At 69.9% G+C, this 18,344-nt stretch carries 18 protein-coding genes, 1 tRNA gene, 2 pseudogenes and 1 riboswitch; of the genes and pseudogenes, 13 read left to right on the top strand and 8 right to left on the bottom strand.

The window, feature by feature from the left end:
• Positions 1–46: 46 nt before the first annotated feature.
• Positions 47–1,309, bottom strand: coding sequence for a PTS transporter subunit EIIC (locus tag ACZ6TU_RS35300; protein ID WP_469552943.1), 1,263 nt, complete (start codon positions 1,307–1,309; stop codon positions 47–49).
• A gap of 231 nt (positions 1,310–1,540) precedes the next feature.
• Positions 1,541–1,818: pseudogene (locus ACZ6TU_RS35295) on the bottom strand (hypothetical protein); the annotation flags it as partial.
• A gap of 287 nt (positions 1,819–2,105) precedes the next feature.
• On the opposite strand from ACZ6TU_RS35295, the gene ACZ6TU_RS35290 reads away from it, so the two are divergent.
• The 4 genes from ACZ6TU_RS35290 to rdgB all read left to right on the top strand — a co-directional run bounded on the left by ACZ6TU_RS35290 (position 2,106) and on the right by rdgB (position 4,495).
• Positions 2,106–2,339 carry a PTS sugar transporter subunit IIB gene (locus ACZ6TU_RS35290; RefSeq protein ID WP_010039992.1) on the top strand — a complete coding sequence of 78 codons (234 nt, stop codon included), beginning with the start codon at positions 2,106–2,108 and terminating at the stop codon, positions 2,337–2,339.
• 113 nt (positions 2,340–2,452) lie between these two features.
• A complete protein-coding gene (gene rph / locus ACZ6TU_RS35285) occupies positions 2,453–3,190 on the top strand; it encodes a ribonuclease PH (RefSeq protein WP_467667946.1) in 738 nt (245 codons plus the stop codon).
• Positions 3,191–3,332: 142 nt separating this feature from the next.
• Positions 3,333–3,734 carry a hypothetical protein gene (locus tag ACZ6TU_RS35280; RefSeq protein ID WP_467667948.1) on the top strand — a complete coding sequence of 134 codons (402 nt, stop codon included), beginning with the start codon at positions 3,333–3,335 and terminating at the stop codon, positions 3,732–3,734.
• Between the two features lie 158 nt (positions 3,735–3,892).
• Complete coding sequence (rdgB, locus tag ACZ6TU_RS35275; protein WP_467667950.1) at positions 3,893–4,495, top strand: RdgB/HAM1 family non-canonical purine NTP pyrophosphatase; 603 nt, start codon at positions 3,893–3,895, stop codon at positions 4,493–4,495.
• A 34-nt stretch (positions 4,496–4,529) separates the two neighbouring features.
• Here the strand turns inward: rdgB and ACZ6TU_RS35270 are convergent.
• The 4 genes from ACZ6TU_RS35270 to bcp all read right to left on the bottom strand — a co-directional run bounded on the left by ACZ6TU_RS35270 (position 4,530) and on the right by bcp (position 6,390).
• Positions 4,530–4,612: transfer RNA gene (locus tag ACZ6TU_RS35270), tRNA-Leu, on the bottom strand.
• Between the two features lie 14 nt (positions 4,613–4,626).
• Positions 4,627–5,124 (bottom strand): HNH endonuclease, encoded by a 498-nt coding sequence (locus tag ACZ6TU_RS35265; protein ID WP_467667952.1) that lies wholly within the window; start codon positions 5,122–5,124, stop codon positions 4,627–4,629.
• Positions 5,121–5,774, bottom strand: coding sequence for an HNH endonuclease (locus ACZ6TU_RS35260; RefSeq protein WP_467667954.1), 654 nt, complete (start codon positions 5,772–5,774; stop codon positions 5,121–5,123). The genes ACZ6TU_RS35265 and ACZ6TU_RS35260 overlap by 4 nt, the downstream gene beginning before the upstream one ends.
• A 148-nt stretch (positions 5,775–5,922) precedes the next feature.
• Positions 5,923–6,390 (bottom strand): thioredoxin-dependent thiol peroxidase, encoded by a 468-nt coding sequence (gene bcp, locus ACZ6TU_RS35255; protein WP_467667956.1) that lies wholly within the window; start codon positions 6,388–6,390, stop codon positions 5,923–5,925.
• Between the two features lie 95 nt (positions 6,391–6,485).
• On the opposite strand from bcp, the gene ACZ6TU_RS35250 reads away from it, so the two are divergent.
• The 3 genes and pseudogenes from ACZ6TU_RS35250 (at position 6,486) to ACZ6TU_RS35240 (ending at position 7,692) form a co-directional block, all read left to right on the top strand.
• On the top strand, positions 6,486–6,815 hold the full coding sequence (locus tag ACZ6TU_RS35250) for a DUF3618 domain-containing protein (RefSeq protein ID WP_467667958.1): 330 nt from the start codon (positions 6,486–6,488) through the stop codon (positions 6,813–6,815).
• Positions 6,816–6,858: 43 nt separating this feature from the next.
• Complete coding sequence (locus tag ACZ6TU_RS35245) at positions 6,859–7,215, top strand: GroES family chaperonin (RefSeq protein ID WP_010040015.1); 357 nt, start codon at positions 6,859–6,861, stop codon at positions 7,213–7,215.
• A gap of 53 nt (positions 7,216–7,268) precedes the next feature.
• A riboswitch (guanidine-III (ykkC-III) riboswitch) is annotated at positions 7,269–7,337 on the top strand.
• Between the two features lie 33 nt (positions 7,338–7,370).
• Positions 7,371–7,692, top strand: a pseudogene (locus ACZ6TU_RS35240) (DMT family transporter).
• A gap of 19 nt (positions 7,693–7,711) precedes the next feature.
• Here ACZ6TU_RS35240 and ACZ6TU_RS35235 read toward each other — a convergent pair.
• Positions 7,712–10,114 (bottom strand): transglycosylase domain-containing protein, encoded by a 2,403-nt coding sequence (locus tag ACZ6TU_RS35235; protein WP_469552938.1) that lies wholly within the window; start codon positions 10,112–10,114, stop codon positions 7,712–7,714.
• Between the two features lie 438 nt (positions 10,115–10,552).
• Between ACZ6TU_RS35235 and ACZ6TU_RS35230 the strand changes: the two genes are divergently transcribed.
• The 4 genes from ACZ6TU_RS35230 to ACZ6TU_RS35215 are packed head-to-tail and all read left to right on the top strand — an operon-like array spanning position 10,553 to position 13,941.
• Positions 10,553–11,353 carry an ABC transporter permease gene (locus tag ACZ6TU_RS35230; RefSeq protein ID WP_467669058.1) on the top strand — a complete coding sequence of 267 codons (801 nt, stop codon included), beginning with the start codon at positions 10,553–10,555 and terminating at the stop codon, positions 11,351–11,353.
• Positions 11,346–12,167, top strand: a complete 822-nt coding sequence (locus ACZ6TU_RS35225; RefSeq protein ID WP_467667964.1) for an ABC transporter permease — start codon at positions 11,346–11,348, stop codon at positions 12,165–12,167. Before ACZ6TU_RS35230 ends, ACZ6TU_RS35225 begins: the two co-directional genes overlap by 8 nt.
• A gap of 10 nt (positions 12,168–12,177) precedes the next feature.
• Positions 12,178–13,203, top strand: a complete 1,026-nt coding sequence (locus ACZ6TU_RS35220) for an ABC transporter ATP-binding protein (RefSeq protein WP_467669060.1) — start codon at positions 12,178–12,180, stop codon at positions 13,201–13,203.
• A 33-nt stretch (positions 13,204–13,236) separates the two neighbouring features.
• Positions 13,237–13,941, top strand: a complete 705-nt coding sequence (locus ACZ6TU_RS35215; protein WP_469552936.1) for a DUF1707 SHOCT-like domain-containing protein — start codon at positions 13,237–13,239, stop codon at positions 13,939–13,941.
• A gap of 129 nt (positions 13,942–14,070) precedes the next feature.
• Here ACZ6TU_RS35215 and ACZ6TU_RS35210 read toward each other — a convergent pair whose 3' ends face one another.
• Positions 14,071–15,402, bottom strand: coding sequence for an SGNH/GDSL hydrolase family protein (locus ACZ6TU_RS35210; RefSeq protein ID WP_469552934.1), 1,332 nt, complete (start codon positions 15,400–15,402; stop codon positions 14,071–14,073).
• A gap of 196 nt (positions 15,403–15,598) precedes the next feature.
• Between ACZ6TU_RS35210 and ACZ6TU_RS35205 the strand changes: the two genes are divergently transcribed.
• Positions 15,599–16,939, top strand: a complete 1,341-nt coding sequence (locus ACZ6TU_RS35205; protein ID WP_467667970.1) for a DUF445 domain-containing protein — start codon at positions 15,599–15,601, stop codon at positions 16,937–16,939.
• 101 nt (positions 16,940–17,040) lie between these two features.
• A partial coding sequence (locus ACZ6TU_RS35200) for an MFS transporter (RefSeq protein ID WP_469552932.1) occupies positions 17,041–18,344 on the top strand: 1,304 nt, incomplete at its 3' end.

Raw genomic sequence — 18,344 nt, 5'->3', positions numbered from 1 at the left:
GAGGCCCCGGAACCGAAGCGGTTCCGGGGCCTTCACCGTGTGCGGACTACTTCGCCTCCGCCTTCTGGAGCTCGGCGAGTTCCTCGTCGGACTCGCGGCCCGGCGTCGGCAGGTTGAACTTGGTGATCGCGAAGCGGAAGACCACGTAGTAGACCGCCGCGAAGCACAGGCCCACCAGGGCCAGGCCCCAGGGGTTGGTCGCGATGCCCAGGTTCAGGAAGAAGTCCACCGCGCCGGCCGAGAAGCCGAAGCCGTCCTTCATCCCCAGGGCCCAGGTCAGCGCCATCGAGACACCGGTGAGCACCGCGTGGATCGCGTACAGCACCGGGGCGATGAACATGAAGGTGAACTCGATCGGCTCGGTGACGCCCGTGACGAACGAGGTCAGCGCGAGCGAGACCATCATGCCGCCGACGACCTTGCGGCGCTCGGGCCGGGCGCAGTGCACGATCGCCAGGCAGGCGGCCGGCAGGGCGAACATCATGATCGGGAAGAAGCCGGTCATGAACTGGCCGGCGCTCGGGTCGCCCGCCAGGAACCGGGCGATGTCGCCGCTCTTGCCCTCGTAGGTGCCGGCCTGGAACCAGGGGAAGGAGTTCAGCAGGTGGTGCATGCCGATCGGGATCAGCGCGCGGTTGGCGACACCGAAGATGCCCGCGCCGACGGCTCCGGAGCCCACCAGCCACTCGCCGAAGTTGTGCAGGGCCGTACCGAGGACCGGCCATATGTAGCCGAAGACGATGCCGATGACCAGGCCCGCGAAGGCGGACAGGATCGGGACCAGGCGGCGACCGCCGAAGAAGCCGGCCCAGTCGGGCAGCTTGGTGCGGTAGAAGCGCTGGTAGAGCAGAGCCACCACGAGACCCATGACGACACCGCCGAGCACCTTGGCGTCGACGGGCGCGTCCGTCATGACGACCTTGCCGTCGACAGCCGTCGCCACCTTGGGCAGACTCGGGTCGGTGAACGTGGCCAGCACGTTCTTGAAGACCAGGTAACCGACGACGGCGGCGAGAGCGGTCGAGCCGTCCGACTTCTTCGCGAAGCCGATCGCGATGCCCACGGCGAACAGCAGCGGCATGTTGTCCAGGATCGCGTTGCCGCCCGCGGTCATGAAGCTCGCGATCTTGGTGATGAACTCCGGGAACGACTCCCGCCCCAGCATGTCGGTGTTGCCGAGGCGGACCAGGAGCGCGGCGGCAGGCAGCACGGCGACGGGCAGCATGAGGCTGCGGCCGATACGCTGCAGGACCGCCATCACCGCAGACCCCTTCTTCGGGCTCGCGGACGCGGCTGTGGCTGTGGACATGAACTTCCTCCATGGGGCACGGCGCCGCCCAGGGAAGAGTTCGACGGGGGACGGCGGCGTCTCAAAAGGGGAACGCGGTCTCCACCGCGCGACCTCCACCAGTGAGTGGTGTAGACCAGTTGTAGCACGGTAGGCCGAACGAGTGGAACCCGCCAATTCCGCCCGCCTCGACGATCACGCCGTGACGCTGTAGAGGAACGCGAAGCACAGACCGATCGGGACGATCAGTCACGGTCTGGTCGCCAGGTTCCAGTTGATGGCGTAGTCGATCAGCCCCGCCGAGAAGCTGAACCCGTCCTTGAGGAACTGGTGCAGCCCCACCACCGGCAACGCCCGGTTCGCCACCTCGAAGACGCTCGCCCCCCCGCGTCCAGACCGTCCATCCAGTTGCTGAAACCCTCCAGCGCGTCACCGATCGGTGGCCATACCCACGGACACAGCGACGGGAACCCGATCGCCACGAACGCCATGATGACCGGGCTGGTGGACCGTGCCCCGCCCGCCCCCACCATCACTTTCGAGACGTTCGTCCAGCCCGTCGTCCCCGAACACACCAGGCTGACCCAGCCGGTTCCAGCGAGCGCGGGCAGGACTGACGGCGGCCTCGGCGCCGGCGGGGCTGTCGGCACTCGTTCCGGTCCCTTTGTCGAGAGACAGGCTCGTGGTGTAGACCAGTCGAACGGACGGTCGCACACTGACGTGACGCCATCCTTCGGCACGCACGACATGACCGCTCGCAAAGTTGGGTCAACTGTGGATTACTGCGACAAAGCGGTTCGGATCAGGGAGAACGAACATGGCCACCAAGGCTGAGAAGATCGTTGCCGGGCTCGGCGGCATCGACAACATCGAAGAGGTCGAAGGCTGCATCACCCGCCTGCGGACCGAGGTCGTGGACCCCGCCAAGGTCGACGAGACCGCCCTGAAGGCCGCCGGCGCCCATGGCGTCGTCAAGATGGGCAGCGCGATCCAGGTCGTCATCGGCACCGACGCCGACCCCATCGCCGCGGAGATCGAAGACATGATGTGAAGCGCGGGGATCGTCCCGGGCTTCACCCCCTGACAGACCCCCGAGCTCGGCCGTGAGGGCCCCTTCCCACCGCGGGAGGGGCCCCTTCCGCGCGTACGGATAGGCTCAGCGGCATGTCTCGAATCGACGGCCGCACCCCCCAACAACTCCGCCCGATCACCATCGAACGCGGCTGGAGCAAGCACGCCGAAGGCTCCGTCCTCGTCTCCTTCGGCGACACCAAAGTCTTCTGCACCGCCTCCGTCACCGAAGGCGTCCCGCGCTGGCGCAAGGGCAGCGGTGAAGGCTGGGTCACCGCCGAGTACTCCATGCTGCCCCGCTCCACCAACACCCGCGGCGACCGCGAGTCCGTCAAGGGCCGCATCGGCGGCCGCACCCACGAGATCAGCCGCCTCATCGGCCGTTCGCTCCGTGCCGTCATCGACTACAAGGCACTCGGCGAGAACACCATCGTCCTCGACTGCGACGTCCTCCAGGCCGACGGCGGCACCCGCACCGCGGCCATCACCGGCGCCTACGTGGCATTGGCGGACGCCGTCGCCTGGGCCCAGCGCAAGAAGATCATCAAGGCCGGCCGCCAGCCCCTCACCGGCACCGTCAGCGCCGTCTCCGTCGGCATCGTCGGCGGCGTCCCCCTCCTCGACCTCTGCTACGAGGAGGACGTCAAGGCCGACACCGACATGAACGTCGTCTGCACCGGCGACGGCCGCTTCGTCGAAGTCCAGGGCACCGCCGAGGCCGAACCCTTCGCCCGCGAGGAACTCAACGCCCTCCTCGACCTCGCCGTCGCCGGCTGCACGGAACTCGCCGCCCACCAGCGCACCGCGCTTGATACCGTCCTCGAAAAGTAAAGGGCGCGCCAAGACGAGTGCTCGGCACGGGCAACCGCGCCGAGCACGCTCGCGTCTGAAGGAGTACGGGCGCACGGCTCATCCCTGTGCGCCCGGCCACCCACACGGGCCGCCCGGCCCGCCCGACGAGAGGGACCGTTCCATGGCCGCGAGCCGCCGCCGACGCCGCACCGCAGCCGTCGCCGCCACCCTGGCGGCCGTCGCGCTGACCACCGGACTCACCACCGGCTGCGCCGCCGTCGACAAGGCGATGGACTGCGTCCGGACCGCCGACGCCATCGCCGACAGCGTCACGGAACTCCAGCAGGCCGTCGACAACGCCGCCAACGACCCGACGCAGCTCGACGAGTCCCTCGACTCCATCGACAAGAACCTGGACAAGATCGGCGACAAGACCGACAACGCCGACGTCAACAAGGCCGTCGACGACCTCAACCAGGCCGTCGGCAACGTCCGCACGGCGATCAAGAACGGCGACGAGACGCCCGACATCAGCCCGGTCACGGACGCGGCGGGCGAACTGACGAAGGTCTGCACGCCCTAACGCTGCACCGGCTGGGCCGGGCTTCTCGTCTGCCGGGTTTTGTCGGTGGGTGGGCGCGGATCCGTGGTGGCTGGTCGCGTCCACGCGGCGGAGCCGCATGTGTCACAGCCCCGCGCCCCTTACGGGGCGCGCCCCCGGGCCCGGCGATACTGGGGGCCATGAGTCGCCTGATCCTCGCCACCCGCAATGCCGGAAAGATCACCGAACTTCGCGCGATCCTCGCCGAAGCCGGGCTGCCGCACGAACTCGTCGGCGCCGACGCCTACCCGGACATCCCCGACGTCAAGGAAACCGGCGTCACCTTCGCCGAGAACGCGTTGCTGAAGGCCCACGCCCTGGCCCAGGCGACGGGCCTGCCCGCGGTCGCCGACGACTCCGGCCTCTGCGTCGACGTCCTGAACGGCGCCCCCGGCATCTTCTCCGCCCGCTGGTCCGGCCGCCACGGCGACGACAAGGCCAACCTGGACCTGCTCCTCGCCCAGCTCTCGGACATCGCCGACGAACACCGCGGCGCCCACTTCGCCTGCGCGGCGGCGTTGGCCCTGCCGGATGGCACGGAGCGGGTCGTGGAAGGCCGGCTGCGGGGCGTCCTGCGCCACGAGCCCACCGGCGCGGGCGGTTTCGGCTACGACCCGATCCTCCAGCCGGAGGGCGAGACCCGAACCTGCGCGGAGCTGACCCCGGAGGAGAAGAACGCGATCAGCCATCGGGGGAAGGCGTTTCGGGCGTTGGTGCCGGTGGTGCGGGAGCTGTTGGGCTGAGGGGCCACTCGGGTGGGCGGCCCCTCAGTGCATGTGCGGCCGGTGGGATTCGAACCCACACGGGCTTTCGCCCAAGGGCTCCTAAGGCCCTCGCGTATGCCATTTCGCCACGGCCGCGTGTGGCCGCCATGCTACCGGTCGGCGGCCACCTTCCTGCGTTGCCCTCCTCGGCACCAGGTGTCCGTGGAGGCGTGGCAGTTGGGGCACAGCAACCGTAGGTTCTCCAGCCGGTCGTCGCTCCAGTCACCGTTGATGTGATCGACCTCCAGGGTCATGGGCTTGCCGAGCCACTCGGGGCCGATTCCGCACTCGGCGCAGAGTTCGGGGACACCGCTTTCGCGGAGGGCCCGACGCAGCACAGCGGTGCGGGTCCGACGCTCGCCGTCGTGCTTGACCAGGATCTCCTCGGGGCGCCGGGCCAGTGCCGGACCGCGCTTCCCGCGCTGGTGGGCCTGTCCCAGAAAGTGCTCGGTGTTGAGCTGTTCCTGGGCGATCCACCGGCGCAGATGCGCGCGCTGCGTGCTGCTGCCCGGGCGTCCCAGGCGGCGAAGCGCCTCTGAGATGGAGACGGACTCGGCGACCGCGACACGCAGTTCCTCGGGGGTGGGCCGTGCCCGCCGACTGCTCATGAGGCATGCCCCCGCGCGCGTCGTTTGCCACGCCCTCGGTAATTGTCCGTCGTCGAATGGCAGTTGGGGCACAGGAGCCGAAGGTTCTCGATCCGGTTGTCCCTCCAGCGGCCGTTGATGTGGTCGACCTCCAGGGGGAGCGGGTGGCCCCGCCAGACCGCCTCTATGCCGCAGAGGGCGCACCGCTCCGCTACCCCGGAAACCGTCATCGCCCACTTGAGGCGGTCGCTCGGAACACGTCGGGCGCGATCGGCTGGTTGCTCGACGAGGAAGGCCTCAGGGGTCCGCGGGCGCCAGCGTTTCCCACGCCTCGTCGGCACCTGAAAGTGGGACGTGTCGATGTCGTACGCCTTGATCCGGCGGCTGATGTGCGTGTGATGCCCGCCTACCACCTCGAGCCCGAGGTGCCGCAGCACCTCGCACATGTTCGTCGACGCCGCGACCGCCCGCTCAAGGACGTCTCTCGTCCACTTCACCCCCTCCCGCTCGAAGTGCGACACGTCCACACCCAGCTTCTTCATCCGCCCGTACACATACCGCCGTGTCGAACTCTTCGGATCCACCCCCAACCACACCAACGCCTCCGACAACGTCCGCGCCCCCCGAGCCGCCTCCTCCAGCCGCTCCCTGGTGTACGCACTCGCCCCCATCGAGCCCCTCCGTCACTCCGCCCCTCGACCACTCGTTCGCGGTCTCGCACGGAGTAACGAACCGCTTATCGGACGGTCACGCCCGAAAAACGGAGCGGCTCGTACCGGACCTCTCCGGTACGAGCCGCTCCAGAGGATCAGCGGGGTCTCAGATCCCCAGATCCTTGATGATCTTGGCCACGTGGCCCGTCGCCTTGACGTTGTACAGGGCCCGTTCGACCTTGCCCTCCTCGTCCACGATCACCGTGGAGCGGATGACGCCGACGACCGTCTTGCCGTACAGCTTCTTCTCGCCGTAGGCGCCGTAGGACTCCAGGACCTGCTTGTCCGGGTCGGCCAACAACGTGACCTTCAGGGACTCCTTGTCGCGGAACCTGCCCAGCTTCTCGGGCTTGTCGGGGGAGATGCCGATCACCTCGTAGCCCGCGCCGGCCAGCAGCTCCAGGTTGTCCGTGAAGTCGCAGGCCTGCTTGGTGCAGCCGGGGGTGAGGGCGGCCGGGTAGAAGTACACGATGACCTTGCGGCCCTTGTGGTCCGACAGGGACACCTCGGTGCCGTCGGCGTCGGGCAGGGTGAAGGCGGGGGCCACGTCCCCCGGCTGGAGTCGCTCGCTCATCGGACCAGCGTAACCGGGGGTCCCGACAGTGCGATGAGCCGTGGAGCTGACAGACTGTCCAGCACAGGTTTCACACCGACTTCGGAGGCGACACGGTGGCGGACACGGCGGACACCAGAACCCCGGCGCAGATCGAGGCGGACATCAGGCGCCGCCGCGAGACCCTGGCCGAGACCCTCGACGAGATCGGGGTGCGGGTGCACCCGAAGACCATCGTCGGGGACGCCAAGGCCAAGGTCGCGTCCAATATCGATCACACCCTCGGGCGGGCCTATGTGGAGGTCAACCGGGCCGTCACCGATGTGCGGGCCCGGTTCGTGGACGAGGACGGTGCCCCGCGGCTGGAGCGGGTCGTGCCCGTCGCCCTCGTCGTCGTCGGAGTGGTCGGGCTGCTCGCCTTCAGCGCGCGGCGGCGCAAGGGCTGACCCGAGCGCGTACGTTCACGGGGAAGACAGGTAGGTTTCAGGCGTGAGCGCCAAGAGAAACGAGCACAGCACCCATCCCGACAAGCTGCCCATCCGGATGCTGCACGACCGCGTACTCGTGCGGCAGGACACCAGCGAGGGCGAGCGGCGTTCCGGCGGCGGCATCCTGATCCCCGCCACGGCGGCGGTCGGCCGGCGGCTGGCCTGGGCCGAGGTCGTCGCGGTGGGGCAGAACGTACGGACCGTGGAGCCGGGCGACCGGGTTCTGTTCGACCCGGAGGACCGCGCCGAGGTCGAGGTGCGCGGTATCGCGTACGTGCTCATGCGCGAGCGTGATCTGCACGCTGTGGCCGCGGACCGGTTCGAGGGCTCGGAGGACTCGACGGGCCTCTATCTGTAGGTCCAGAAGCAGCGCGGAAGGGGCCGGTGACCATCGTCACCGGCCCCTTCCGCGCTGCTTTGCCACGTTGGAGAGACCCGACGAGACGCGCCGTACCGGGACGAAGGCAAAGACGACGCACCTGCACCGTCAGCCCGTTTCCCGGAGGTGCCGTCATGGCCTGGGTTCTGCTCGTCGTCGCCGGTCTGCTCGAAGTCGGGTGGTCCGTCGGTATGAAGTACACCGACGGCTTCACGCGCCCGCTCGCCGGCGTTCTCACCGGTGCCGGCATCGTCGCCGGCATGCTGCTGCTGTCCCAGGCCGCCAGGACCCTGCCCATCGGTACCGCCTACGGCGTGTGGGTGGGCATCGGGGCGGCCGGGGCGGCGGTGTTCGGCATGGCCGTGCTGGGGGGAGCCGGCCACCGCCGCCCGGATCTTCTTCGTGTGCCTGCTGGTGGTCGCCGTGGTGGGGCTGAAGGCGACCTCGGGTCACTGAGAGAGCGACGGCGGGCGGCTCACTCGCGGCGCGCCGTCTGCGGGACCACGCCCCAGCCGGGGCCTGTCGACCCGCCCGTCGTGCCGCCGTCGGTCGTGTCGCCGCCGCCCTCCGTCGTGCCGCCGTCGGTCGTGCCGCCGTCGGTGGCGGTGCCGCCGTCGTCGGTCCCGCCGTCCGTGGTGCCGCCGCTCGGGGACTCGCCGCCCGTGCTGCCGTCGGTGGTGCCGCCGTCGGTCTGGCCCTGGGTCTGCTCCTCGGGCGCGCTCGGGGCCTGGCCGGGCGTCTCGGTGCCGGTGTCCTGGCCGCCGGTGGACGTGCTGCCGCCGTCGGTGGTGCCGCCCGTGGTCGGGTCGGTGGGGGCCTCGGTGCTGGGGGCCTGCGGGACGTCGGCGCCCGGCTGGAGCCTGAGGTCGAAGTCGGTGACCGGCTTGCCTTCCAGGGCGTCCCGGGTGAACTGGGCCCAGATGTCGGCGGGCGCCCCGCCGCCGTTGATGCGCTTGAGGCCCATCGCGCCGTACAGCGACTTGTGGGCGGCGGTGACCGGGTCCTGGCCCATGACGGAGACGACCGTGGCGAGGTCGGGGGTGTAGCCGGCGAACCAGGCCGCCGTGTCCTCCTCGGCGGTGCCGGTCTTGCCTGCGGCGGGTCGGCCCGCGGCCTGCGCGGCGGAGGCCGTGCCGTTCTGGACGACGCTCCGCAGGACCGAGGTGGTGGTGTCGGCGGCCTCGCGGCTCACGGCCTGCCGGGTGCGCCGCTCGGGCAGCTCGATCGGCGAGCCCTCCTTGGTGACCTTCTCGACCATCGTGTACGTGCCGTGCCGGCCGTGGTTGGCGAGCGTGGCGTACGCCTCCGCCATGTCGAGGACGCTGGCGGTGGCCGTGCCGAGCGCGATGGCGGGGCCGTCGGCGAGGTCGGGGGTGGTCTCGGGGACGCCGAGGTCGATCGCGGTCTGCTTGACCTTCTGGGGGCCGACGTCGGCCGCCATCTGCGCGTACACCGAGTTCACGGAACTGTCGGTCGCCTCGGTGACGGTGATGTCGCCGTAGGAGTGCTGGTCCTCGTTCTCGGGGGCGTACGGGTCGCCGGTCCAGCCCTCGACCGGGCGCTTGTTGGTGCCGTCGTAGATCGTGTTCGGGGTGATCACGCGGCCGTCCTGGGTCTGCGAGGCGTTCTCGACGGCCGAGGTGAACACGAACGGCTTGAAGGTGGAGCCGACCTGGAAGTCCCTGCGGGTGGCGTTCGGGGTGTACTGCTTGACGTAGTCGATGCCGTTGTACATCGCGACGACCTTGCCGGTCTTGGGCTCGACGGCGGCGCCGCCCGCGCGGACGTAGGTGTCGATCTTGTTGTTCTTGTCCAGCTTGTCCATCAGCTTGTCGTTGACGGCCTTCACGAAGGCGTCCTGCCTGGGCTTCTGGAGCGTCGTGGTGATGCGGTAGCCGCCGGCGTCGAGCTGATTCTCGTCGATGATCTTGTTCTGGGTGAGGTAGTCCTTGACGGTCCGGACGATGTAGCCGCGCTGGCCGGACATGCCGGTGGACAGGGTGGACTCCTTGGGCACCGGGAACTTCATGCCGGCCCGCTTCGACGCGCTGAGCCAGCCCTTCTTGACCATGCCGTCCAGGACGTAGTTCCAGCGGGACTCGGCGGCCTTGCGGTTCTCGGGGTGGGCGACGACGTCGTACTGGCTGGGGGCGTTGACGAGCGCGGCGAGGTAGGCGGCGCGGGCCGGGTCGAGGTCCGTGGCGTCCATGCCGTAGTAGGCCTGGGCGGCGGCCTGGATGCCGTAGGCGTTGCGGCCGAAGTAGCTGGTGTTGAGGTAGCCCTCGAGGATGTGGTCCTTGCTCACCTCGCGGTCCAGCTTGATCGCGATGAAGAACTCCTTGGCCTTGCGCGTGACGGTCTGGTCCTGGCGCAGGTAGTAGTTCTTCACGTACTGCTGCGTGATCGTGGAGCCGGACTGCTTGCCCTTGCCGAGGGCCGTGTTCCAGGCCGCGCGGAGCATGGCCTTGGGATCGACGGCGGACTCGGTGTAGAAGTCGCGGTCCTCGGCGGCCAGGATCGCGTGCTGGGCGTCCTTGGAGATCCGCGGGAGGGTGACGTTCTCCCGGTTGACCTCGCCGTCGCGGGCGATCACCGAGCCGTCCGCGTAGAGGTAGACGTTGGCCTGCTTGGTGGCGAGCGCGTTGGCCGGCGGGATCTTCACCAGCGAGTAGCCGAGGAAGAATCCGCCGACCAGCAGCAGGGCGACGATGATGAAGGCGCCGAGCGTCATACGCCAGGTCGGGATCGTCCGGCGCCAGCCGGTCCGCTTCGGTTTCCCGGCCGGCCGGGCCTCCGGCGTGTTCGGGTCGCCGTCCGCCTGCGGCTCTCTCGGTGCCCAGCCCGGTGTCGGCTGCTGCGGCTGAGGCTCGTCACTCATGTCGTGCACGGACTCCTGTTTCGCGTCGTACGTCGTTCCCGTACGTCTCTGCTCGCTCTTGCGCCCCTGTGATGAAGACTGTCCCATCCGGCGATCAGTTCCCTGACCGAGGGCCGTGTCGTGAACCGTGTGGCGAGGCGGGCCCCGTGCGGGCGAACGCGCGGGACGGGCGCAGGGTGAACTGCGTCATCCTGCGCGCCTGTTCGGAGAGCGATCCTGCCTGCGCGAGATTCGCCTGAAGGGGGACACGACCGACGCTACGACTGCTCGCCCTGACCACGGGCGCTCGGCCCACGCGGACGGAACGGATCGTACCGTCTGGGCCGGCCGGACTCGCCCTGCGGCGCCCCCACCCCTCCCGAAAAGCCGTGGCACGCGTGATCGCCGGTCCACTAGGCTCCTGCGCTTCGGTGCCGGGCGGCGAGGAGGGCTGTGGATGTGGGCTCGGGACGGTTGTACGCGGCCGTCGCGGCGGGGGGCTTCAGGCGGTACGCGACGTATCGGGCGGCCACGGTGGCCGGGGTGTTCACCAACACGGTCTTCGGCCTCATTCTCGTCTACACGTACCTGGCGCTCTGGGAGGAGAAGCCGCACCTGGGAGGGTACGACCAGGCGCAGGCCGTGACCTATGTGTGGCTGGGGCAGTGCCTCTACGCGACGCTCGCCATCCAGGGCGGCGGAGCCGAGAAGGACCTGATGGAGCGGATCCGCACCGGTGAGATCGCCGTCGACCTGTACCGGCCGGCCGATCTCCAGCTGTGGTGGCTGGCGGGCGACGTGGGGCGGGCGCTGTTCCAGATGCTGGGACGGGGCGTCATCCCGTTCACGTTCGGCGCGGTCTTCTTCCCCATGGCGCTGCCGACGTCGGTCATCCCCTGGGCGGCCTTCGTGGTCACGCTCCTGCTGGCAACGGTCGTCAGCTTCGCGATCCGCTATCTGGCGGCCCTGAGCGTGTTCTGGCTCATGGACGGCATGGGCGTCAACCAGGTCCTGATGATCACGGGGGTCTTCTTCTCGGGCATGGTGCTGCCGCTGAACGCCTTCCCGGGGGTGTTCGGCGACATCGTGCGGGTGCTGCCGTGGGCGGCGCAGATCCAGATGCCGGCGGACGTGCTGATGGGGGAGACCGACCCGCTCGGGGCGTTCGCCTTCCAGGCGGCGTGGGCGGTGGCGCTGCTGGCGGCGGGGCGGCTGCTGCAGTCGGCCGCGACGCGGCGGGTGGTGGTGCAGGGTGGGTGAGCGGAGCGTCCTGCTGGAGGGGCTGCGGGCCTACCGGCTGATCGCCGGGATGTGGGTGCGGTCCAGCATGACCTACCGCACCTCCTTCGTCGTCACGGTGTTCGGCAACCTGATGGTGACCGGTCTGGACTTCGTGGGCATCCTGCTGATGTTCTCGCAGGTCGACTCGCTGGGCGGCTGGTCGCTGCCCGAGATCGCGTTCCTGTACGGGCTGTCGGTGACGGCGTTCGGGATCGCCGACCTGGTGCTGGGCTCGATGGACGTCCTGGGCGCCCGGATGCGTGACGGCTCGTTCGACATCCTGCTCGTGCGTCCCGCGCCGGTGCTCGCCCAGGTCGGCGCCGACCGCTTCGCGCTGCGTCGCCTCGGCCGGATCACCCAGGGCGCGGTGGTGCTGGTCTGGGCGCTGGTCTCGGTCGACGTCGACTGGAGTGCGCCGAAGGCGCTGCTGGTGCCGGTGATGGTGGTCAGCGGCGCGGCGATCTTCTCGGCGGTGTTCGTCGCGGGCGCGGCCTTCCAGATCTTCGCCCAGGACGCCGCCGAGGTGCAGAACGCGTTCACGTACGGCGGGACCACGCTGCTGCAGTATCCGCCGACCGTGTTCGGGAAGGACCTGGTGCGCGGCGTGACCTTCATGCTGCCGCTCGCCTTCGTCAACTGGGTCCCCGCCGCCTATGTGCTGGGCCGGCCGTACCCGGTCGAACTGCCCCGGTGGACGGCCTTCGCGTCGCCGCTGGTGGCGGTGGCCTGCTGCGCGCTGGCGGGGATGGCGTGGCGGGTGGGGCTTCGTTCCTACCGGAGTACAGGGAGTTGAGTTGACCGGGGTGGACAGCGGGCTGACCGGAGTGGACGACGGGTCGGCCGGGGCGGACGGTGGGTCGGCGGACAGCGGGTTCATCGAACTCGACGGTGTCGAGAAGGTCTTCGACGTGCGCAAGAAGACCGGCTTCATGAAGCGGGAGCGGCGGCAGGTGCGGGCCGTCGATTCGATCTCCTTCCGCGTGGAACGCGGCGAGATGGTCGGCTACATCGGCCCGAACGGCGCCGGCAAGTCGACCACGATCAAGATGCTGACCGGCATCCTCACCCCGAGCGCCGGCCGGCTCCGGGTCGCCGGCATCGATCCCTCCCGCGAACGCTCGCGGCTCGCGCACCGCATCGGCGTGGTGTTCGGGCAGCGTACGACGCTGTGGTGGGACCTCCCGCTGGTCGACTCGTACCGGCTGATGCACCGCATGTACCGGATCCCGGACGCCCGTTACCGCGAGAACCTCGACCGTCTGGTCGAACTCCTAGACCTGGGCGACCTGCTGGACGTGCCGGTACGGCAGCTCTCGCTCGGGCAGCGGATGCGCGGCGACATCGCGGCGGCACTGCTGCACGACCCGGAGGTGCTGTACCTCGACGAGCCGACCATCGGCCTCGACGTCGTGTCGAAGTCCAAGGTGCGGGAGTTCCTGCGGGAGTTGAACGCCGAGCGCGGCACGACGGTGCTGCTGACCACGCACGATCTCCAGGACATCGAGCAGTTGTGCAAGCGGGTGATGGTCATCGACCACGGGCGCCTGATGTACGACGGCCCGCTCGCCGGGCTGCACGAGGCGGGGGAGAGCGAGCGGACCCTGGTGGTGGACCTGGAGCGGGAACTGCCGCCGATCGACGCCCCGGCGCCCGCCCGGGTGGTCCGGGTGGACGGTCCGCGGCAGTGGCTGGCGTTCCCGGCGGCGGAGTCGGCGGCGCCGCTGGTCGCGCGGATCGCCGCGGAGTACCCGCTGGTGGACCTGTCGGTGCGGGAGCCGGACATCGAGGCGGTGATCGCCAAAATGTACGCGGAGCGCGCGACCGCATAGTGTCCGGGACATGTAACTCGTAGGCTGCTGTGTATGACCGACGACTCAGTCCCGGACCTCCGCGCCTCCGACGCCGACCGTGAACGGGTCGCCGAGATCCTGCGGGACGCCCTCGCGGAGGGCCGTCTCGACATGGCGGAGTTCGAGGAGCGGCTGGACGCGACGTACCAGGCGCGGACGTACGGCGAACTGGCGCCGATCACCCGGGACCTGCCGGCCGCGGGTGTCACGGTGCCCTCCGTGTCACTGGCCAAGGAGCCCGCCGCAGGCTCGGACGGCTCGGAGTGGTCCGGGCGGATCGTCGGCGGCGAGGGATCCTCGTCGTGGGCTGTCGCCGTGATGTCCGGCTTCCAGCGCAAGGGGCGCTGGACGATGCCCCGGCGGTTCACCTGTCTCGCCCTCTGCGGCGGCGGGGAGATCGACCTGCGCGAGGCGAACTTCGCGGAGCGCGAGGTCGAGGTCAACGCGATCGCGATCATGGGCGGGGTGGACGTCATCGTCCCGCCCGGCGTCGAGGTCGTCGTCCGCGGCGTCGGCGTCATGGGCGGCTTCGACCACCAGGAGGAGGGCGTCCCCGGCGCCCCCGGCGCGCCGCGCGTCATCGTCACCGGCTTCGCCTTCTGGGGCGGCGTCGGAGTCCAGCGAAAGCTGACCCGGGCGGAGAAGCAGCGGCTCCGCGAGGAACGCCGCCAGGAGAGGCTGGACCGCAGGGCGGGGCGACGCCAGCTGGACGGCTAGCCGCCGCCTGCGGGCAGTCGTGCCGCTGGGGCGCCACCCGTCCCACAGAGGGCGGCACCCCGCGGCGCCGGGCTGGGCACCCACCCCGCCCCAGCACTATCGCCGGGTACGCAGCAGCTGACCTCAGCCCTACAGCTCCGCCGGCACCGACCCCTTCAGGCTCTCCAGGTCGAACGCCTCCGCCATCCGCGCATACCCCTTGTCACTGGGATGCAGGTGATCGCCGGAGTCGTAGTCGGCCCGCAGCCGCCGCGGGGCATAAGGGTCACGCAGCGCCTTGTCGAAGTCGGCCACCGCGTCGAAGACCCGCCCCGCCCGGATCTCCGCGTTGATCTGCTGCCGCACGGCCTCCCGCGCGTCCGAGTACCCCCGGTGCCCGCCGAACGGCATCAGCGTCGCCCCCACGACCTTCAGCCCCCGCGCGTGCGCCTGCCCGACCATCGTGCGCAACCCGCCGAGAATCGCGTTCGGATCCGCGAGCCGCGGGTTCCGCAGGATGTCGTTGACCCCGAGGTCGATGACGACGACCTTGACGTTCGTCCGCTCCAGCACGTCCCGCGCGAAGCGGTTCAGCCCGCTGGGGTTGTCCGCAGGCCGGCCCAGCCCGTCCGCGAGGACCTGGTTCCCGCTGATGCCCTGGTTGACGACGCTGTAGCGGGGCAGGTCCCGCCCGGCGGCGGTCTCCGCGCGTAGCCTGTCGGACAGGACGTCGGTCCACCTGCTGTTGGCGCCCGCGGTGGAGGTGATCCCGTCGGTGAGCGAGTCGCCGAGGACGACGACCGTCCCGTCGGACTCGTTGCTCAGCACGTCCAGCGCGGTCAGGTAACGCCAGTACATGCTCTGCTCGGTGTACGGCGCGCCCGTCGCGTCAGCCGTGTGGTCGCCCTGGGCGACGTAGGAGATCTGCCGGGCGTGCCGGTGGTACGTCACCGGGCCGGAGCTGGTCGGTGTGTACGTGGTGATCAGGACGTCCGCGTCGTGCGGGATGACGATGCGCACGGCGTCGCTCATCACCTGCCGGCCGGGCGGGATGACGACCGTCGGCCCGCCGTTGAAGGTCAGCTGCCGCAGGGTGTCCGAGAGCGCGGCGGCCGTGCCGCTCCCGGCCGCGACGGCGATCGAGGCGCGCGTGATGCTCAGAGGCGACTGACCGTAGAGATTGGACAGCGTCACGCGGGCACTCGTACCGCCGACGCTGCTGTGAACGACGTTGCGCACCGAACGGTCCGCCATGCCGGTCGTCTCCGTGCCGGGCTCGGCCGCGGACGGGGAGGTGGACCAGGTGCCGACCCAGGTGCCGGTGGAGGCGGGGGCGGCGTTGTTCGGAAGGCGGCTGTCGGCGATGGCGTTCCGGCTCTGCGTACCGTCGTCGGTCGCCACTCCGACGTATATGGCGGTGGAAAGGGCCACGATCGCTGCGATCAGTCCGGCCAGAAGGGCGTAACCACGACCCCGGGTCATGCTGTGTAGTTCTCCTCGGGCGATGGGAGCCCCAGGCTCCGATCTGATGTGCCCATGATGCGTCATGGGCAGGGGGAAGCTCACAGGACCCCCCATGGCATTACCCCCTCCCGACAGACGCCGGGAACTCCTGATCCGTTCCAGGAGTCGGTCAGGAAGGGACAATGTGTGCGGGATCACCAAGCGGGTGGAGCGGATGGAACGGACGAAAGTGGAAGAAAAGGGTGACGTCCGGGGGCAGCATGCCCGCCCGGGAGCCGTCACGAACCGTGCGATGGCGACCTTCAGCCCGGCGGACGAGGAGAAGCAGCGCGGCGTACGCCGTATGAAACTCACCGCCACCGGGCTCCTGCTGTTCGTCGCCGTGGTCTACATCCTCGCCAAGTGGGCCCAGAACTCCGGCGCCGGGCCCTGGGCGGGCTATGTCGCCGCGGCCGCCGAGGCGGGCATGGTCGGCGCGCTCGCCGACTGGTTCGCCGTCACCGCCCTCTTCCGCCACCCCCTCGGCATCCCCATCCCGCACACCGCGATCATCCCCACCAAGAAGGACCAGCTCGGCGTCTCCCTCGGCGAGTTCGTCGGTGAGAACTTCCTCTCCGAGGACGTCGTACGGCAGCGGCTGCGCGCCGTCGGCATCGGCAGCCGCCTCGGCGCCTGGCTCGCCGTCCCCGAGCACGCCGACCGGGTCACGGCGGAGCTGTCCACGGCCCTGCGCGGCGCCCTGACCGTCCTGCGCGACTCCGACGTCCAGGCCGTGGTCGGCGAGGCGATCACGCGCCGCGCCAACGCCCAGGAGATCGGGCCCGGCATCGGCAAGATGCTGGAGAAGATCGTCGCCGACCGCGGTCACAAGCGGGTCGTCGACCTGGTCGTCACCCGCGCGCACGACTGGCTGGTGCTGCACCGCGACGAGGTGATGGACGCCGTGGAGGGCGGCGCCCCCGGCTGGACGCCGAGGTTCGTCGACCGCAAGGTCGGTGAGCGCGTCTACAAGGAACTGCTGCGCTTCGCCACCGAGATGCGCGACATGTCCGCCCACCCCGCGCGCCGCGCCCTCGACCGCTTCCTCACCGACTTCGCCTCCGACCTCCAGTCCGACACCGACACCCGCGCCCGGGTCGAGCGGCTCAAGGGCGAGGTGCTGGGCCGCGGCGAGGTCCAGGACCTCATCGCCAGCGCCTGGACGGCCGTACGATCCATGATCGTCGCGGCGGCGGAGGACGAGCGCAGCGAGCTGCGGCTGCGCGTACGGGCCTCCCTGCTGTCGCTGGGCTCCCGGATGGCGGCCGAGCGCAAGGTCCAGGACAAGGTCGACCAGTGGGTGGAGGACGCGGCCGTGTACGTCGTCACCACCTACCGCAAGGAGATCACCTCCCTGATCACGGACACGGTGGCGAGCTGGGACGCCGAGCACACCACGAAGAAGATCGAGGCGAACATCGGCCGCGACCTCCAGTTCATCCGGATCAACGGCACGGTGGTCGGCTCGCTCGCCGGCCTGCTGATCTACACGGTGTCGCACGCGCTGGGAGCGTGAGGGGGGGGGAGACGTGACGCGCCGGTGACGTGAGGTGGCAGGGCGTAAGCGAATGCGCTCAGGGCACTCGAACCGGGTTCTTCTCGATGAGGAGGGAGCCCATGACCACCGCACAGGCCGGCACCGGCCGAACCGTGACCACCGACATCCCCGCCCGTCTCGACCGCCTCCCGTGGTCACGCTGGCACTGGACGATCGTCATCGGACTCGGCACCGTGTGGATCCTCGACGGCCTCGAAGTCACCGTCGTGGGCAACATCGCCAGCCGCCTGTCGGAGCCCGGCAGCGGCCTGCCCATCACCTCCGGCGAGGTCACCGGCATGGCGGCCGCCCTGTACGTGGCGGGAGCCTGCTCCGGCGCGCTCTTCTGGGGCCGGCTGACCGACAAGTGGGGCCGCAAAAAACTCTTCATGATCACACTGGCGGTCTACCTCGGCGCCACCGCCCTGACCGCGATCGCCTTCGACACCTGGTGGTTCTTCCTCTTCCGCTTCCTCACCGGCTTCGGCATCGGCGGCGAGTACGCGGCCATCAACTCCGCGATCGACGAGCTGATCCCCAAGGAGTACCGCGGCCGCGTCGACCTGATGATCAACGGCAGCTTCTGGCTGGGCGCGGTCGGCGGCTCCCTCCTCTCGATCGTCGCGCTGGACACGGACGTCTTTGCGGCGAACGTCGGCTGGCGCCTCACCTTCGCTCTCGGCGCGGTCCTGGCCCTGGTGATCCTCCTGGTCCGCCGGCACGTCCCGGAGAGCCCCCGCTGGCTCCTGATCCACGGCCGCGACGACGAAGCGGAACGCATCGTCTCCTCGATCGAGCGGAAGATCGAGCAGGAGAACGGCGAGCCGCTGCCGCGGGCGGAGGGCGAGATCACCATCCACCAGCGCCGCAGCGTCTCCTTCCTGGAGATCGGCCGTACGGTCTTCTCCGACTACCGCCGCCGCGCCGTCCTCGGCTTCTCCCTCTTCATCGGCCAGGCCTTCCTCTACAACGCCATCACCTTCGGCTTCGGCGCGATCCTGACGACGTTCTTCGACGTCCCGAGCGGCAGCACCGGCTACTACTTCGCGGTCATCGCACTCGGCAACTTCTGCGGCCCGCTGCTGCTGGGCAAGCTCTTCGACACGGTGGGCCGCCGGGTGATGATCTCCGGCACGTACCTGCTGTCCGGCCTGCTCCTCTTCGGCACGGCCTGGCTCTTCGACCAGGGCTCGCTCAGCGCGAGCACGCTGACGGCATGCTGGTGCGCGGTGCTGTTCTTCGCCTCGGCGGGCGCGTCCAGCGCCTACCTGACGGTCTCCGAGGTCTTGCCGATGGAGACCCGCGCCATGTCCATCGCCTTCTTCTACGCCATCGGCACGGCAGCCGGCGGCATCAGCGGCCCGCTCCTCTTCGCCGACCTCAC

It is taken from the genome of Streptomyces sp. NPDC052064, from assembly GCF_055585925.1.
The sequence above is the reverse complement of the archived record's forward strand: the minus strand, read 5'-3'. Positions and strand labels throughout refer to the sequence as shown.

Coding starts and splice junctions, on each gene's coding strand:
- ACZ6TU_RS35290 (WP_010039992.1), top strand. CDS start 2,106: ATGGCCACCAAGGCTGAGAAGATCGTTGCCGGGCTCGGCGGCATCGAC.
- ACZ6TU_RS35300 (WP_469552943.1), bottom strand. CDS start 1,309: ATGTCCACAGCCACAGCCGCGTCCGCGAGCCCGAAGAAGGGGTCTGCG.
- rdgB (WP_467667950.1), top strand. CDS start 3,893: ATGAGTCGCCTGATCCTCGCCACCCGCAATGCCGGAAAGATCACCGAA.
- ACZ6TU_RS35215 (WP_469552936.1), top strand. CDS start 13,237: ATGACCGACGACTCAGTCCCGGACCTCCGCGCCTCCGACGCCGACCGT.
- ACZ6TU_RS35235 (WP_469552938.1), bottom strand. CDS start 10,114: ATGAGTGACGAGCCTCAGCCGCAGCAGCCGACACCGGGCTGGGCACCG.
- ACZ6TU_RS35260 (WP_467667954.1), bottom strand. CDS start 5,774: ATGGGGGCGAGTGCGTACACCAGGGAGCGGCTGGAGGAGGCGGCTCGG.
- bcp (WP_467667956.1), bottom strand. CDS start 6,390: ATGAGCGAGCGACTCCAGCCGGGGGACGTGGCCCCCGCCTTCACCCTG.
- ACZ6TU_RS35265 (WP_467667952.1), bottom strand. CDS start 5,124: ATGAGCAGTCGGCGGGCACGGCCCACCCCCGAGGAACTGCGTGTCGCG.
- ACZ6TU_RS35280 (WP_467667948.1), top strand. CDS start 3,333: ATGGCCGCGAGCCGCCGCCGACGCCGCACCGCAGCCGTCGCCGCCACC.
- rph (WP_467667946.1), top strand. CDS start 2,453: ATGTCTCGAATCGACGGCCGCACCCCCCAACAACTCCGCCCGATCACC.
- ACZ6TU_RS35210 (WP_469552934.1), bottom strand. CDS start 15,402: ATGACCCGGGGTCGTGGTTACGCCCTTCTGGCCGGACTGATCGCAGCG.
- ACZ6TU_RS35205 (WP_467667970.1), top strand. CDS start 15,599: ATGGAACGGACGAAAGTGGAAGAAAAGGGTGACGTCCGGGGGCAGCAT.